The sequence below is a fragment of the Streptomyces sp. M92 genome (assembly GCF_028473745.1).
Lineage (GTDB): Bacteria > Actinomycetota > Actinomycetes > Streptomycetales > Streptomycetaceae > Streptomyces.
The window spans coordinates 4127839-4141068 of sequence record NZ_CP101137.1; the positions used below are offsets into that span (position 1 = coordinate 4127839).

At 76.5% G+C, this 13230-nt stretch carries 12 protein-coding genes and 1 pseudogene; 12 read left to right on the plus strand and 1 reads right to left on the minus strand.

What is annotated here, in order from left to right; genetic code table 11:
• Positions 1–16 precede the first annotated feature (16 nt).
• The 12 genes and pseudogenes from M6G08_RS18710 to M6G08_RS18765 all read left to right on the plus strand — a co-directional run bounded on the left by M6G08_RS18710 (position 17) and on the right by M6G08_RS18765 (position 12903).
• Positions 17–1009, plus strand: coding sequence for a UDP-glucuronic acid decarboxylase family protein (locus tag M6G08_RS18710; RefSeq protein ID WP_272588304.1), 993 nt, complete (start codon positions 17–19; stop codon positions 1007–1009).
• Between the two features lie 168 nt (positions 1010–1177).
• A complete protein-coding gene (locus tag M6G08_RS18715; RefSeq protein ID WP_272588305.1) occupies positions 1178–2818 on the plus strand; it encodes a carbamoyltransferase family protein in 1641 nt (546 codons plus the stop codon).
• Complete coding sequence (locus M6G08_RS18720) at positions 2815–3849, plus strand: glycosyltransferase (RefSeq protein WP_272588306.1); 1035 nt, start codon at positions 2815–2817, stop codon at positions 3847–3849. Before M6G08_RS18715 ends, M6G08_RS18720 begins: the two co-directional genes overlap by 4 nt.
• A pseudogene (locus tag M6G08_RS18725) lies at positions 3846–4391 on the plus strand (D-glycero-alpha-D-manno-heptose-1,7-bisphosphate 7-phosphatase); the annotation flags it as partial. The gene M6G08_RS18720 and the pseudogene M6G08_RS18725, both read left to right, overlap by 4 nt.
• A gap of 524 nt (positions 4392–4915) precedes the next feature.
• The gene (locus M6G08_RS18730; RefSeq protein WP_272588307.1) at positions 4916–5905 is read left to right on the plus strand and encodes a glycosyltransferase family 9 protein; all 990 of its coding nucleotides are present in this window, start codon (positions 4916–4918) and stop codon (positions 5903–5905) included.
• Entirely contained in the window at positions 5902–6852 is a 951-nt protein-coding gene (locus tag M6G08_RS18735; RefSeq protein ID WP_272588308.1) for a glycosyltransferase, read from the plus strand. Before M6G08_RS18730 ends, M6G08_RS18735 begins: the two co-directional genes overlap by 4 nt.
• On the plus strand, positions 6849–8066 hold the full coding sequence (locus tag M6G08_RS18740) for a glycosyltransferase family 4 protein (RefSeq protein ID WP_272588309.1): 1218 nt from the start codon (positions 6849–6851) through the stop codon (positions 8064–8066). The genes M6G08_RS18735 and M6G08_RS18740 overlap by 4 nt, the downstream gene beginning before the upstream one ends.
• A complete protein-coding gene (locus M6G08_RS18745; protein WP_073730365.1) occupies positions 8066–8665 on the plus strand; it encodes a D-sedoheptulose-7-phosphate isomerase in 600 nt (199 codons plus the stop codon). The genes M6G08_RS18740 and M6G08_RS18745 overlap by 1 nt, the downstream gene beginning before the upstream one ends.
• Positions 8662–10056, plus strand: coding sequence for a D-glycero-beta-D-manno-heptose 1-phosphate adenylyltransferase (gene rfaE2 / locus M6G08_RS18750; RefSeq protein WP_272588310.1), 1395 nt, complete (start codon positions 8662–8664; stop codon positions 10054–10056). The genes M6G08_RS18745 and rfaE2 overlap by 4 nt, the downstream gene beginning before the upstream one ends.
• The gene (locus M6G08_RS18755) at positions 10053–11078 is read left to right on the plus strand and encodes a glycosyltransferase family 9 protein (protein WP_272588311.1); all 1026 of its coding nucleotides are present in this window, start codon (positions 10053–10055) and stop codon (positions 11076–11078) included. Before rfaE2 ends, M6G08_RS18755 begins: the two co-directional genes overlap by 4 nt.
• A complete protein-coding gene (locus M6G08_RS18760; RefSeq protein WP_272588312.1) occupies positions 11075–12010 on the plus strand; it encodes a glycosyltransferase family 2 protein in 936 nt (311 codons plus the stop codon). Before M6G08_RS18755 ends, M6G08_RS18760 begins: the two co-directional genes overlap by 4 nt.
• Complete coding sequence (locus M6G08_RS18765; protein ID WP_272588313.1) at positions 12007–12903, plus strand: glycosyltransferase family 2 protein; 897 nt, start codon at positions 12007–12009, stop codon at positions 12901–12903. Before M6G08_RS18760 ends, M6G08_RS18765 begins: the two co-directional genes overlap by 4 nt.
• Positions 12904–12997: 94 nt before the next feature.
• On the opposite strand, the gene M6G08_RS18770 is transcribed toward M6G08_RS18765, so the two are convergent.
• Entirely contained in the window at positions 12998–13198 is a 201-nt protein-coding gene (locus M6G08_RS18770; RefSeq protein WP_272588314.1) for a hypothetical protein, read from the minus strand.
• Positions 13199–13230: the final 32 nt, after the last annotated feature.

Below are 13230 nucleotides of genomic sequence, written 5' to 3' on the forward strand. Positions count from 1 at the left end.
GAGTGAGGAGGACCTCGTGAGCGAGAGCCCCGTGGGCGGCGGCCCGGTGAGCGGAAGCTTCTGGCGACGGGCCCTGGTGACCGGCGGCGCCGGATTCGTGGGGTCCCACCTGTGCGGCCGGCTGCTCGACGCCGGCACGGACGTCGTGTGCCTCGACAACCTGGCCACCGGCTCCCGGGCCAACGTGGCCGAACTGGAGCGGCACCGCGGCTTCCGGTTCGTCCACGCCGACGCCACCGACCCGGCCGCCCTGCGCCGCCTGCCCGGACGCTTCGACCTGGTCCTGCACTTCGCCTGCCCGGCCTCGCCCGCCGACTACCTGCGGCTGCCGCTTCAGACCCTCGACGTCGGCAGCACCGGCACCCGCAACGCCCTGGAGCGGGCCCGCGCCGACGGCGCCCGCTTCGTGCTCGCCTCCACCTCCGAGGTCTACGGCGACCCGCTGGAGCACCCGCAGCGCGAGACGTACTGGGGCAACGTCAACCCGATCGGCCCGCGCAGCGTCTACGACGAGTCCAAGCGCTTCGCCGAGGCGCTGGTCACCGCCCACCGCCAGGTGCACGGCACCGACGCCGCCATCGTGCGGATCTTCAACACGTACGGCCCCCGCATGCGCACCGGCGACGGCCGTGCCGTGCCCACCTTCATCGCCCAGGCCCTGGACGGCATGCCGCTCACCGTCGCCGGCGACGGCGGCCAGACCCGCTCCCTGTGCTACGTCGACGACACCGTCGAGGGCGTCCTGGCCCTGGCCGCGTCCGGCGAGACCGGGCCGGTGAACATCGGCGGCGCCGACGAGATCACCATGCTGGAGCTGGCCCGCCGCGTCGTCGAGCTCACCGGCTCCGGCTCCCGCATCCGCTTCGTCGACCGCCCCGTGGACGACCCCGGCCGACGCAAGCCCGACACCACCCTGGCCCGGGAACGGCTCGGCTGGCAGCCGCGGGTCGGCTGGAGCGAAGGGCTGGAGCGGACCATCGGCTGGTTCGCGCACTCCGTCGCCGCGTAAGCCCCTGGAGCGGACCCGCAGACCATCACACTGCGTGACATGTCCGTTCATTCCTGGAAGTGAGCTGTCTCCAAGTGTTTGACCCAGCCGCCCTGCGGCACCCGCGAGACGGCAGAGACCACAGAAGTCGGAGAGACCCCAGCAGTCGCCCGGGACGGAGCACCACCCATGCGCATCCTTGGTATCAACGCCCTGTTCCACGACCCGGCCGCCGCGCTCGTCGTCGACGGCCGGACCGTCGCGGCCGCCGAGGAAGAGCGTTTCAGCCGCCGCAAGCACGGCAAGCGGCCGGTGCCGTTCTCGGCGTGGGAGGTGCCGGAGCTGTCGGCGCGGTGGTGCCTGGAGCACGCCGGGGTGCGGCCGGAGGAGCTGGACGCCGTCGCGTACTCCTTCGACCCGGGGCTCGCCCGGCCCGCCCGCGACATGGGCCTCGACGACCCCTGGGACCCGCTGCGGCTGGAGTACGCCCGGCGGGCGCCCGAGTTCCTCGCCGAGGCGCTGCCCGGCCTCGACCCCGACCAGGTGGTCTTCGTCCCGCACCACGTGGCACACGCCGCCTCCGCCGGACCGGCCTCACCGCACCCCGACAACGACGTCCTCGTCCTCGACGGACGCGGCGAGTCCGCCTCCCACCTGGCCGGCCGCTACCGCGACGGCAAGCTCGACACCCTCGCCACGCAGGCGCTCCCGCACTCGCTGGGCCTCGTCTACGAGGAACTGACCGAGCACCTCGGCTTCCTGCGCAGCAGCGACGAGTACAAGGTGATGGCCCTCGCCTCCTACGGGAAACCCCGGTTCGCGGACCAGCTGCGCGAGCGCGTCCACGCCACCGGCGACGGCGGCTTTCGCGCCCACGGCGTCGACTGGGCGGCCCTCGCGCCGCCGCGCGCCAAGGGCGAGGACTGGACCAAGGACCACGCGGACCTCGCCGCGAGCACCCAGGCCGTCCTGGAGGAACTGCTCCTCGAACTCGTCCACTGGCTGCACCGCGAGGCCGGCGGACAGGCCCTCACCATGGCGGGCGGCGTCGCGCTGAACTGCGTCGCCAACTCGAAGATCGCCGCGCGCGGCCCGTACCGCCACGTGTGGGTGCAGCCCGCCGCCGGTGACGCGGGCACCGCCCTCGGCGGCGCCCTGCACGTCGCCGCCGCCCAGGAGGGCGCAGCCCCCGAACCCATGCCCGGCGCCGACCTCGGCCGCGGCTGGAGCGACGACGAGATCCGCGCCTGGCTTCAGACGGCCGCGATCCCCTACGAGGAGCCCGACGACATCGCCGAGACGGTCGCCGAGGAACTGGCCCGCGACGGCGTCGTCGCCTGGTTCCAGGGCCGCAGCGAGTTCGGGCCCCGCGCCCTCGGGCACCGCTCCCTGATGGCCCACCCCGGCCGAGCCGAGAACCTGGAACGCCTCAACCACGTCAAGGGACGCGAGGAGTTCCGGCCCGTGGCGCCGATGGTGCTGGCCGACCGCGCCACCGACATCTTCACCGGCCCGGTCCCCAGCCCGTACATGCTCTTCGTGCACGACGTCGCCCCCGCCTGGCGGGACCGCATCCCGGCCGTCGTCCACGTCGACGGCACCGCCCGCATCCAGACCGTCGAGGAACGCCGCGAGCCGCTGGTCGCGCGGATGCTGGCCGCGTTCGAGAAGCGCACGGGACTGCCCGTCGTCGTCAACACCAGCCTCAACACCGCCGGGCGGCCCATGGTCGACGACCCGCGCGACGCCCTGGAGTGCTTCGGCTCCGCGCCGGTGGACCTGCTGGCCATCGGCCCGTTCGCGGTGCGCCGGGGGAGGGCGTTCGGATGAGCGGCGATCCCGTGACCGGCGGCGCCATGACCGGCTACGCCGTGGTCGTCCCCACGCTCGCCCGCCAGACGCTGGCCGACTGCCTGGCCGCGCTGGCCGCCGCGACCGGTCCCGGCCCCGACGAGATCGTCCTCGTCGACGACCGGCCCGGACCCGACGCCGACCCGGCCGCGCTGGAACACCCCCTGAGCGTCCTGGGCGACCTGCGCGAGCGCACGGTGGTGCTGCGCAGCGGGGGCCGGGGTCCGGCCGCCGCCCGCAACACCGGCATCCGCGCGGTGACCTCGCCCTGGACCGCCTTCCTCGACGACGACGTCCAGGTGGGCCCGCACTGGTGCGACCAACTGGTCCAGGACCTCGCCGAGGCGGCCCCCGACACCGGGGCCGTGCAGGGTGTGATCGCCGTGCCGCTGCCCGGTGAACGCCGCCCCACCGACTGGGAGCGCGGCACCGCCGGCCTCGCGCAGGCCCGGTGGATCACCGCCGACATGGCCTACCGGACCGACGTGCTGAAGCAGGTGCGCGGCTTCGACGAACGCTTCCCCCGCGCCTTCCGCGAGGACGCCGACCTGGCGCTGCGCGTCCTGGACGCGGGCTGGCGCATCCGGCGGGGCCGCCGCACCACCCGCCACCCCGTGCGCGACGCCTCCCGCTGGGTGTCCCTCAAGCAGCAGCGCGGCAACGCCGACGACGCGCTGATGCGCCGGCTGCACGGCCCCGACTGGTGGGCCAAGGCGGTGGCCCCCCGTGGCCGCATCCGCCGCCACGCGGCGATCACCGCCGCCGGACTCGCCGCCCTCGCCCTCGCCGCCGCCGGCCGCCCCCGGGTCGCCGCGGTCGCCGGGCTCGGCTGGGCCGCGGGCACCGCCGAGTTCGCCTGGGCCCGCATCGCGCCCGGACCGCGCAGCCGCGACGAGATCGTCACGATGCTGACCACCAGCGCCCTCATCCCGCCCGCCGCCACCTGGCACCGGCTGACCGGCGAGTGGCGGCACCGCTCCGCGCCCGCCTGGCGGGAGGTGGCGGCATGAGCCCCGTCAAGGCCGTCCTCTTCGACCGCGACGGCACCCTCGTCCACGACGTGCCCTACAACGGCGACCCCGGCCGGGTCCGCCCCGTCGACGGCGCCCGCGAGGCGGTGGCGCTGCTGCGCGAACACGGCATCCGCGTCGGCGTCGTCACCAACCAGTCCGGCGTCGCCCGCGGCCTGATCACCGACGCCGACGTCCGCCACGTCAACCGGCGGATCGATGAACTCGTCGGCCCCTTCGACGTGTGGGCCGTCTGCCCGCACGGCCCCGACGACGGCTGCCACTGCCGCAAGCCGAGTCCCGGCATGATCCTCTGGGCCGCCGGCCGCGTCTGCGCCGGCCCCGCCGACTGCGTCGTCATCGGCGACATCGCCGCCGACATGGAGGCCGCCGAACGCGCCGGCGCCCACGGCATCCTCGTCCCCAACGACCGCACCCGCCCCGAGGAGACGAGGGCCGCCGCCCATGTCGCCCCCGACCTCCTGACCGCGGTACGCGCGGTACTGGCCGGCCCGCCCACGGGCCACGTCCTCGTGGACGAGGGCTCCGGGGGAGCCGCGTACGACCTGGACGGGCAAGTGCCCGCCCCGCACGAGCCGGGTGGCGTCGGCCGTCGATCGCCCGCCGCCCCTGATGCGGGCGGCGACGTTCCACCACCGGGTGGGCCTGCCGGTGACCGTGCGGAAGGCCGTGAGGCCGCTGCGGTGGCTGTCGGTCTCGATGGTGCCCCGGGGGCCGATGGTCCCGACCGGGGTGGCCGTGACTTGCACGGCGGCGGGCTCGCACCGGGTGCGGGCGGCTGCACCACCGCCCCTGATGCGGGCGGCGACGTCGCAGGGCCGGGCGGGCCTGCCGGCGACCGTGCGGAAGGCCGCGAGGCCGCCCCCGGTACCGACGGCCGCGACTGCGCGGCGGACCGCTCGGCCACCGCGCCGGACGGGAGCGTGAGCACCGGCGGGGGCGGCACCCCGGACACCCAGGGCTCCGCTCACCACCCCCGCCGGGCGGCCCCCGGCGCCGAGGCGGCCCGCACGCGTACCGCCGTGGACACCCGTGGGAGGCCGCGATGAAGGCACTGGTCACCCGGCTCGACAGCTTCGGCGACGTGCTGCTCGCCGGGCCCGCCGTGCGCGCCGTCGCCGCCCGCGCCGGCCACGTCACCATGCTGTGCGGATCGCGCGGCGCGCCCGCCGCCCGCCTGCTGCCCGGCGTGGACGAGGTGCTGGTGTGGGACGCGCCGTGGGGCGGGTTCCGGCCGCCCGACGTCGACCGGGCCGACATCGACGCGCTGGTGGCGCGGATCGACGCCGACGCGGCACTCGTCCTCACCTCCTTCCACCAGTCCCCGCTGCCCACCGCCCTGGTGCTGCGCCTCGCCGGGGTCCGTCACATCGCCGCGGACAGCGTGGACTACCCCGGCTCCCTGCTCGACCTGCGCCACCAGCGCGCCCCGCACGCCCACGAGGCCGAGGCGGCGCTGGACCTCGCCGAGGCGGCGGGCTTCCCGCGGCCCGACGACGGACGGCTGCGGGTGCGCACACCGCCCCGCACCGACGACCTGACCGGCCCCGGCCCGTACGTCGTCCTGCATCCCGGCGCCAGCGTCCCCGCCCGGGCCTGGAGCGCCGAGCGCTGCGCCGAGGCGGTACGCGAGCTGGCCGCCGCCGGGCACCGCGTCCTGGTCACCGGCGGCCCCGACGAGCGCGACCTCACCGCGTACGTCGCCGGCGAGCACGGCACCGACCTCGGCGGCCGGACCGAGGCACCGGAGCTGTCCGGCGTGCTCGCGGGCGCGTCCGTCGTCGTCACCGGCAACACCGCGCCCGCCCACCTCGCGGCGGCCGTCGGCACCCCGGTCGTGTCCCTGTTCGCCCCCGTCGTACCGGCGGAACGCTGGCGGCCGTACGGCGTCCCGTACGTCCTGCTCGGCGACCAGGACGCGCCCTGCGCCGACAGCCGGGCCCGGGACTGCCCCGTCCCCGGCCACCCCTGCCTGAACACCGTCACGGCCACCGACGTGGCGGCCGCCGTCGAGAAACTCCTGGGGGAGGCATGAGGATCCTCATCTGGCACGTGCACGGGTCGTGGACCACGGCCTTCGTGCAGGGCCCGCACACCTACCTCGTCCCCGTCACCCCGGACCGCGGACCCGACGGCCTCGGCCGCGCCCGCACCTGGGACTGGCCCGACTCCGTGATCGAGGTACCGCCGGAGCGGCTGCGGGACGAGCACGTCGACCTCGTGATCGTCCAGCGGCCGCACGAGATCGCCCTGGTCGACCAGTGGCTGGGACGTCGGCCGCCCCTCGTGTACCTGGAGCACAACGCCCCCGACGGCGACGTGCCCGACACCCGGCACCCCGCCGCCGGCCTCCCCGGCGTCACCCTCGTCCACGTCACCCACTTCAACCGGCTGATGTGGGACGCGGGGACGGCCGAGACCACCGTCATCGAGCACGGCATCGTCGACCCCGGCCACCGCTGGACCGGCGAGCTGGACCGCGCCGCCGTCGTGGTCAACGAGCCGATCCGGCGCGGTCGTACGACCGGAACCGACCTGCTGCCCGAGTTCTCCAGGGCGGCCCCGCTCGACGTGTTCGGCATGCGCACCGAAGGCCTCGCCGAGCACATCGGCGTCGACCCCGGCCGCTGCCGCACGCAGGACGTCCCCCAGAGCGACCTGCACACCGAGCTGGCCCGCCGCCGCGTCTACGTCCACCCCGTCCGCTGGACGTCCCTCGGGCTGTCCCTGCTGGAGGCCATGCACCTGGGCATGCCCGTGGTCGCCCTCGCCACCACCGAGGTGACCGAGGCCGTGCCCCCGGGCGCCGGGGTGGTCTCCAACCGCATCGACGTACTGACCGACGCCGTACGCGACTTCCTCGCCGACCCGCTGCACGCGCGGACCGTCGGCGACGGGGCCCGTGCGGCGGCCCTGTCCCGCTACGGGCTGTCCCGCTTCCTGGACGACTGGGAGCGGCTGCTGAAGGAGGTGACCCGATGAGGATCGCCATGGTGTCCGAGCACGCGAGCCCGCTCGCCGCGCTCGGCGGCGTCGACGCCGGTGGACAGAACGTCTACGTGGCCCGCCTCACCGAGGAGTTGGCCAAGCGCGGCCACGACGTCACGGTCTACACCCGCCGCGACGCCACCGACCTGCCCGACCGGGTGCCGCTGCCCGGCGGCGCGGTCGTCGAGCACGTGCCTGCCGGACCACCCGCGGCGGTGCCCAAGGACGAACTCTTCCCGCACATGCCCGCCTTCGGCGCCCACCTGGCCCGCGCCTGGGCCCGGGAGCGGCCCGACGTCGTGCACGCCCACTTCTGGATGTCCGGGATGGCCTCCCAGATCGGTGCCCGGCCGCTCGGCATCCCGCTCGTGCAGACCTTCCACGCCCTCGGCACCGTCAAGCGCCGCCACCAGGGCATGCGCGACACCAGCCCCTACGAACGCATCGGCATCGAACGGCAGATCGGCCGCTCCTGCGAACGGGTCCTGGCCACCTGCACCGACGAGGTCGTGGAACTCGGCGACATGGGCGTACCGCCCCGCCAGGTCTCCGTCGTGCCCTGCGGGGTGGACGCCGAGCACTTCAGCCCGACCGCCGACACCGGCCGCACCCCCGACCGCAAGCAGCGCCACCGGCTGCTCGCCTGCGGCCGGCTCGTGCCGCGCAAGGGCTACGACCAGGCCATCCGCGCGCTGGCCGACGTCCCCGACACCGAACTCCTCATCGCGGGCGGCCCGCCCGCCGGCGGCCTCGACGCCGACCCCGAGGCCCAGCGCCTGACCGCGCTCGCCCGCCGCACCGGCGTCGCCGACCGGGTCCGGCTGCTCGGCGCCGTCGACCCCGAGGACATGCCGGCCCTGCTCCGCAGCACCGACGTGGTGCTCTGCACCCCTCTCTACGAGCCCTTCGGCATCGTGCCGCTGGAGGCGATGGCCTGCGGCGTGCCCGTCCTCGCCACCGACGTCGGCGGCCACCGCGACTCCGTCGCCGACGGCACCACTGGCCGCCTCGTCACCCCGCAGGACCCCGGCGCCATCGCCGAAGCCGCCCGCGAACTCCTCGCCGACGAACGGCTGCGCCGCCAGTACGGCAGGAACGGCCGCGAACGCGTCCTTCGGCACTACACCTGGACGCGCGTCGCCGACGGCGCGGAACAGGTGTACCGCCTGACCCTCGCCGACCACGCACTGTCCAAGGAGGTGGCGTGATGACCGTGCACCCGCCCGTCGTGGGGCACTGCGACGAACTCCAGGACGCGCTGGCGGCGTTCCGCGCCTCCGCGCACGTCACCCAGCGCTGGGGCGACCGGCTCGCGGCCGTCCTCGGCGGCGGCGGCCGGCTGCTGGCCGCGGGCAACGGCGGCAGCGCCGCCCAGGCCCAGCACCTCACCGCCGAACTGGTCGGCCGCTACCGCGACGACCGGCCCCCGTTCTCCGCCATCGCCCTGCACGCCGACACCTCCTCCACCACCGCCATCGCCAACGACTACGGCGTCGACGAGGTCTTCGCCCGCCAGGTCCGCGCCCACGGCCGCGAGGGCGACGTGCTGATGCTGCTGTCCACCTCCGGCGCCAGTGCCAACCTGCTGTCCGCCGCCGACGCGGCCCGCGCGGCCGGCGTACGGGTGTGGGCGCTGACCGGCTGCGCGCCCAACCCGCTGATGGCGGGCAGCGACGAGTCGCTGTGCGTGGACGCCGCCTCGACGGCCACCGTCCAGGAGATCCACCTGGTCGCCGTCCACATGATCTGCGCGGCCTTCGACGCGGCCCTGGAACGGGGCGCGAGCGGAAAGGGGCCGGGACGGTGACGCGACGCACGACGACGGGACGCACGACCGGCAAGGCCCCGCTGGTCGTGGTCGGCGACGCTCTGCTCGACCGCGACCTGTCCGGCTCCGCGGACCGGCTCGCCCCCGACGCGCCGGTCCCGGTGGTCGCCGAGTGCGCGGAACGCGTACGGCCGGGCGGCGCGGCCCTCGCCGCGTACCTCGCCGCCCGCGACGGCCGCGACGTCACGCTGATCACCGGCCTGGGCGACGACCCGGCCGGCCGGGCCCTGCGCGAACTGCTGGAACCCTGGCTGACGCTGATCCCGCTGCCCCTGGCCGGCACCCTGCCCGAGAAGACCCGGGTCCTGGCTCAGGACCGTCCCGTCGTCCGGCTCGACCGCGGCGGCGGCCGGGTCCGCGAGGCCACCGACGAGGCCCGCGCGGCGCTGCGCTCCGCCCGGGCCGTGCTCGTCTCCGACTACGGCCGCGGCGCCGCCGACGCCCTGCGGGACGTCCTGGCCGAGCGCCCGCCGCTCGTCTGGGACCCGCACCCGCGCGGCGGTCCGCCGGTCGCCGGCACCCGGCTGGTGACGCCCGCCGAGAAGGAGGCGCACGGCTTCGCACCCCGCGACGGCCACCCGGGCGGCGGCCTGCGCGCCGCCGCGCACAACGCCGCCGCCCTCGTACGGGACTGGCGGGTGGCCGCGGTGACGGTGACGCTCGGCTCCCGCGGCGCCCTCCTCTCCTACGGCGAACACCCGCTGCTCGTCCCCGCACCCGCCGCCCACCACGGCGACTCCTGCGGCGCCGGCGACCGCTTCGCCGCCACCGCGGCCGGGCTGCTCGCCGACGGGGCGCTGGTGGGGGAGGCCGTCGAGGGCGCGGTGGCCGCCGCGACGGCGTTCGTCGCCGCCGGCGGCGCGGGCGCCCTGCCCCCCGCCGCCGACGGCCCGGCGACCGCCGCCCCCGACACCGACGACCCGCACGCCCTGGCCGACCGCGTCCGCGCCCAGCACGGCACGGTGGTCGCCGCCGGCGGCTGCTTCGACCTGCTGCACGCCGGACACGTCGGCCTCCTCCAGGCCGCCCGGCGGCTCGGCGACTGCCTGGTCGTCTGTGTCAACTCCGACGCCTCCGTCCAGCGCCGCAAGGGCGACGGCCGCCCCGTCAACCCCCTGGCCGACCGCGTCCGCGTGCTGCGCGCGCTCGCCTGCGTCGACGCGGTCGCCGTCTTCGACGAGGACACCCCCGAACGCCTCCTGGGCGACCTGCGCCCCGACGTGTGGGTCAAGGGCGGCGACTACGCCGGCGCGGACCTCCCCGAGGCCGCGCTCCTCCAGGAATGGGGCGGCCAGGCGGTCCTCCTGCCCTACCTGGACGGCCGCTCCTCGACGGCCCTGATGGCCCGCGCGGCGGAGGGCGTGCGATGACCCAGGGCACGGCGGGACGGAGCGCGGCGCCGACCGGTGCGGCGTACGGAGCCACCGGCGGCGGCTCGCGGCCCAGGGTGCTCGTACTGCGGGCCCTCGGGCTCGGCGACCTGCTCGCCGGGGTGCCGGCGCTCCGTGCGCTGCGGCGCGCGTACCCCGCGCACGAACTGGTGCTGGCCACCCCCGCCGAGCTGGCACCCGTGGCCGCCGCGACCGGCGCCGTGGACCGGCTGCTGCCCGCCGCCGAGCCCGGCCGCGCCGTTCCCCGCACCCTCGACTGGACCGGCCCGCCGCCCGACGTCGCCGTGGACCTGCACGGCAACGGGCCGCCCAGCCACCGCCTGCTCATGGCACTGCGCCCGCGCGAACTGCTGGCCTTCGCGCACCCCCAGACGCCGGAGGTGGACGGGCCGCCCTGGTACGCGGAGGAACACGAGCGGGACCGGTGGTGCCGGCTGCTGGAGGCGTACGGCATCGAGGCCGACCCGGCCGACCTGCGCCTGCCCCGGCCGCAGGCGCCGTCCCCCGCCCCCGGCGCCGTCGTCCTGCACCCCGGTGCCGGCGCCCCCTCGCGCTGCTGGCCCGTGGAACGGTACGCGGCCGTCGCGGAAGGGCTGCGCGCACGGGGCCGGCGGGTCGTCGTCACCGGGGGAGCGGACGAGGGCGACCTCGTGGCCCGGCTGGTGAAGCTCGCCGGCCTGCCCGACACGGACGTGTTCGGCGGCGGCCTGCCCTACGACCGGCTCTCCGCCCTGGTGGCCGGCGCCCGCGCCGTCGTCAGCGGCGACACCGGCATCGCTCACCTCGCGGTCGCCCACGCCACGCCCTCCGTCACCCTCTTCGGCCCCGTACCGCCCAGCCGCTGGGGTCCGCCCGACCACCCCCGCCACCGCGCCCTGTGGCACCCGGGCCCCGACGGCGACCCGCACGGCCACGACACCGACCCCGCACTGCTGCGGATCGGCACCGACGACGTCCTGGACGCGCTCGACGCCCTGGACGCCCTGGAAGAGGCACCATGAACCACGCCACCGGCCACGGCCCCTCGACCACCCGTGAACGAACCCGCGCCGACCGCACCGAAGCCGCCCCCGTCGGCGTCGTCATCGCCACCCGCGACCGCTCGGCGAGCCTCGCCGTCACCGTACGGAACCTGCTCGCCCTGCCCGAGCGGCCCCAGGTCCTCGTCGTCGACAACGCCTCCACCGACGACACCACCACCATGCTCGCCCGCGACTTCCCGCAGGTCCGGGTGGTCTCCCTGCCGTTCAACCGAGGCGCCCTCGCCCGCACCCACGGCGTCCGCGCCCTCGACACCCCGTACGTGGCGTTCAGCGACGACGACTCCTGGTGGGCACCCGGCGCCCTCGCCGCCGCCGCCCGGCACTTCGACGCCCACCCGAGGCTCGGCCTGCTCTCCGCCCGCACCCTGGTCGGGCCCGGCGACGACGCGGACCCCCTCAACGACCTGCTCGCCGGCTCGCCCCTCGGCACGGCCACCGACCTGCCCGGCACCCAGGTGCTCGGCTTCCTCGGCTGCGCCGCCGTCGCCCGCCGGACCGCCTACCTCGACGCCGGCGGCTACCACCCCCTGCTCTTCTTCGGCGCCGAGGAGACCCTCCTCGCCTACGACCTCGCCGCCCGCGGCTGGGGCGTCACCCACTGCCCCGACGTCACCGCCCACCACCACCCCGACCCCGGCCCCCGCGCCGGCCGCTCCGCCGTCGTGCGCCGCAACGAACTGCTCACCGCCTGGCTGCGCCGCCCCCTTCCGCACGCGCTGGCCCGCACCCGCGACCTCGCCGCCGACGCCCGCCACGACCCGCACGCCCGGCGCGCCCTGCGCGAGACGCTCACCCGCCTGCCCGCCGCCCTGCGCGCCCGCAGGCCCCTGCCCCCGCACGTGGAGCGCGCCGCCCGCCTGCTGGACGGAGCGAACGGAGCCACCCCATGACGGACAACCGCACCACCGTCGTCGTCATCACCCACAACCGCCGCCCCGAACTCCTGCGCACCCTGGACCGCCTCGCCGAACTCCCTGAGCGGCCCCCGGTGATCGTCACCGACAACGACTCCACCGACGGCACCGCCTCCGCCGTCGCCCGCCACCACCCGCGGGTCAAACTCCTGCGCCCCGGCCGCAACCTCGGCGCCGTGGGCCGCAACCTCGCCGTCCGACAGGTCCGCACCCCCTACGTCGCCTTCTGCGACGACGACTCCTGGTGGGCGCCGGGCTCCCTGTCCGGGGCCGCCGACCTGCTCGACCGGTACCCGGCGGTCGGCTCGGTCACCGCCCGCATCCTCGTCGAACCGGACGGCACCGAGGACCCCATCGTCAAGGAACTGCGCGACTCGCCCGTACCCCGGCCCGACTGGCTCCCGGGACCGGCCCTCGGGTCGTTCCTGGCCGCCGCGACCGTGCTGCGCGCCGACGCCTTCCGGGCCGCGGGCGGCTTCCACCCCCGGCTGTGGCTGGGCGGCGAGGAGGAACTGCTCGCCGCCGACCTGGCGGCGGACGGCTGGTGGCTGACGTACGCCGACGACCTGACGATCCACCACCACCCGTCCGTGGTGAGGGACTCGACGCTGCGGCGGGCGCACGGCATCCGCAACACCCTGTGGTTCACCTGGCTGCGCCGCCCGGCCGGTCCCGCCCTGCGCCGCACGCTCCACCTGGCCCGCACCGTCCCCCGCGACGCCGCCTCCCTGCGCGCCTTCGCCGAGGCGACGGCCGCCCTGCCGTGGGTGCTGCGGGAACGCCGGGTAGTGCCGCCCGAGGTCGAGGCACGCCTGCGCTCGCTGGAACCTGCCCAGCGCGACTCGAAGGCCCGCAGCTACACGGGCTGACCCGGCCGCCGGCTGACCCGGCCGCCGGCCCTCACAGCCGGCCACCACACGGACCGGCCCCGCGCCGAGGGGACGCGGGGCCGGTTCCGGGGGGTCAGTCGGAGCCTGAGGGACGTTCGCCCTTCGGACCCCGGCCGCGTTCCGTGCGCGGTCCGCGGCTGCCCCAGTCGTCGCCTTCCTGGAGCTCCTCGTTGGCCGCCCGGTTGGCGTCCTGATCCGAGATTCCCGACCGCTCGGCCTCCTTGCGGAGCCGGGCCCGCCGGGTGTCGTACTTCTTGCTTCCGGGCTCGGGCACGACGATCACCTCCTGTGCCGCACGGGTCCCCG

Excerpts from the sequence above, each read along its gene's own strand:
- M6G08_RS18720 (WP_272588306.1), top strand. The coding sequence starts at position 2,815 with ATGAGCGGCGATCCCGTGACCGGCGGCGCCATGACCGGCTACGCCGTG.
- M6G08_RS18760 (WP_272588312.1), top strand. The coding sequence starts at position 11,075 with ATGAACCACGCCACCGGCCACGGCCCCTCGACCACCCGTGAACGAACC.
- M6G08_RS18765 (WP_272588313.1), top strand. The coding sequence starts at position 12,007 with ATGACGGACAACCGCACCACCGTCGTCGTCATCACCCACAACCGCCGC.
- M6G08_RS18740 (WP_272588309.1), top strand. The coding sequence starts at position 6,849 with ATGAGGATCGCCATGGTGTCCGAGCACGCGAGCCCGCTCGCCGCGCTC.
- M6G08_RS18755 (WP_272588311.1), top strand. The coding sequence starts at position 10,053 with ATGACCCAGGGCACGGCGGGACGGAGCGCGGCGCCGACCGGTGCGGCG.
- M6G08_RS18735 (WP_272588308.1), top strand. The coding sequence starts at position 5,902 with ATGAGGATCCTCATCTGGCACGTGCACGGGTCGTGGACCACGGCCTTC.
- M6G08_RS18730 (WP_272588307.1), top strand. The coding sequence starts at position 4,916 with ATGAAGGCACTGGTCACCCGGCTCGACAGCTTCGGCGACGTGCTGCTC.
- M6G08_RS18715 (WP_272588305.1), top strand. The coding sequence starts at position 1,178 with ATGCGCATCCTTGGTATCAACGCCCTGTTCCACGACCCGGCCGCCGCG.
- M6G08_RS18745 (WP_073730365.1), top strand. The coding sequence starts at position 8,066 with ATGACCGTGCACCCGCCCGTCGTGGGGCACTGCGACGAACTCCAGGAC.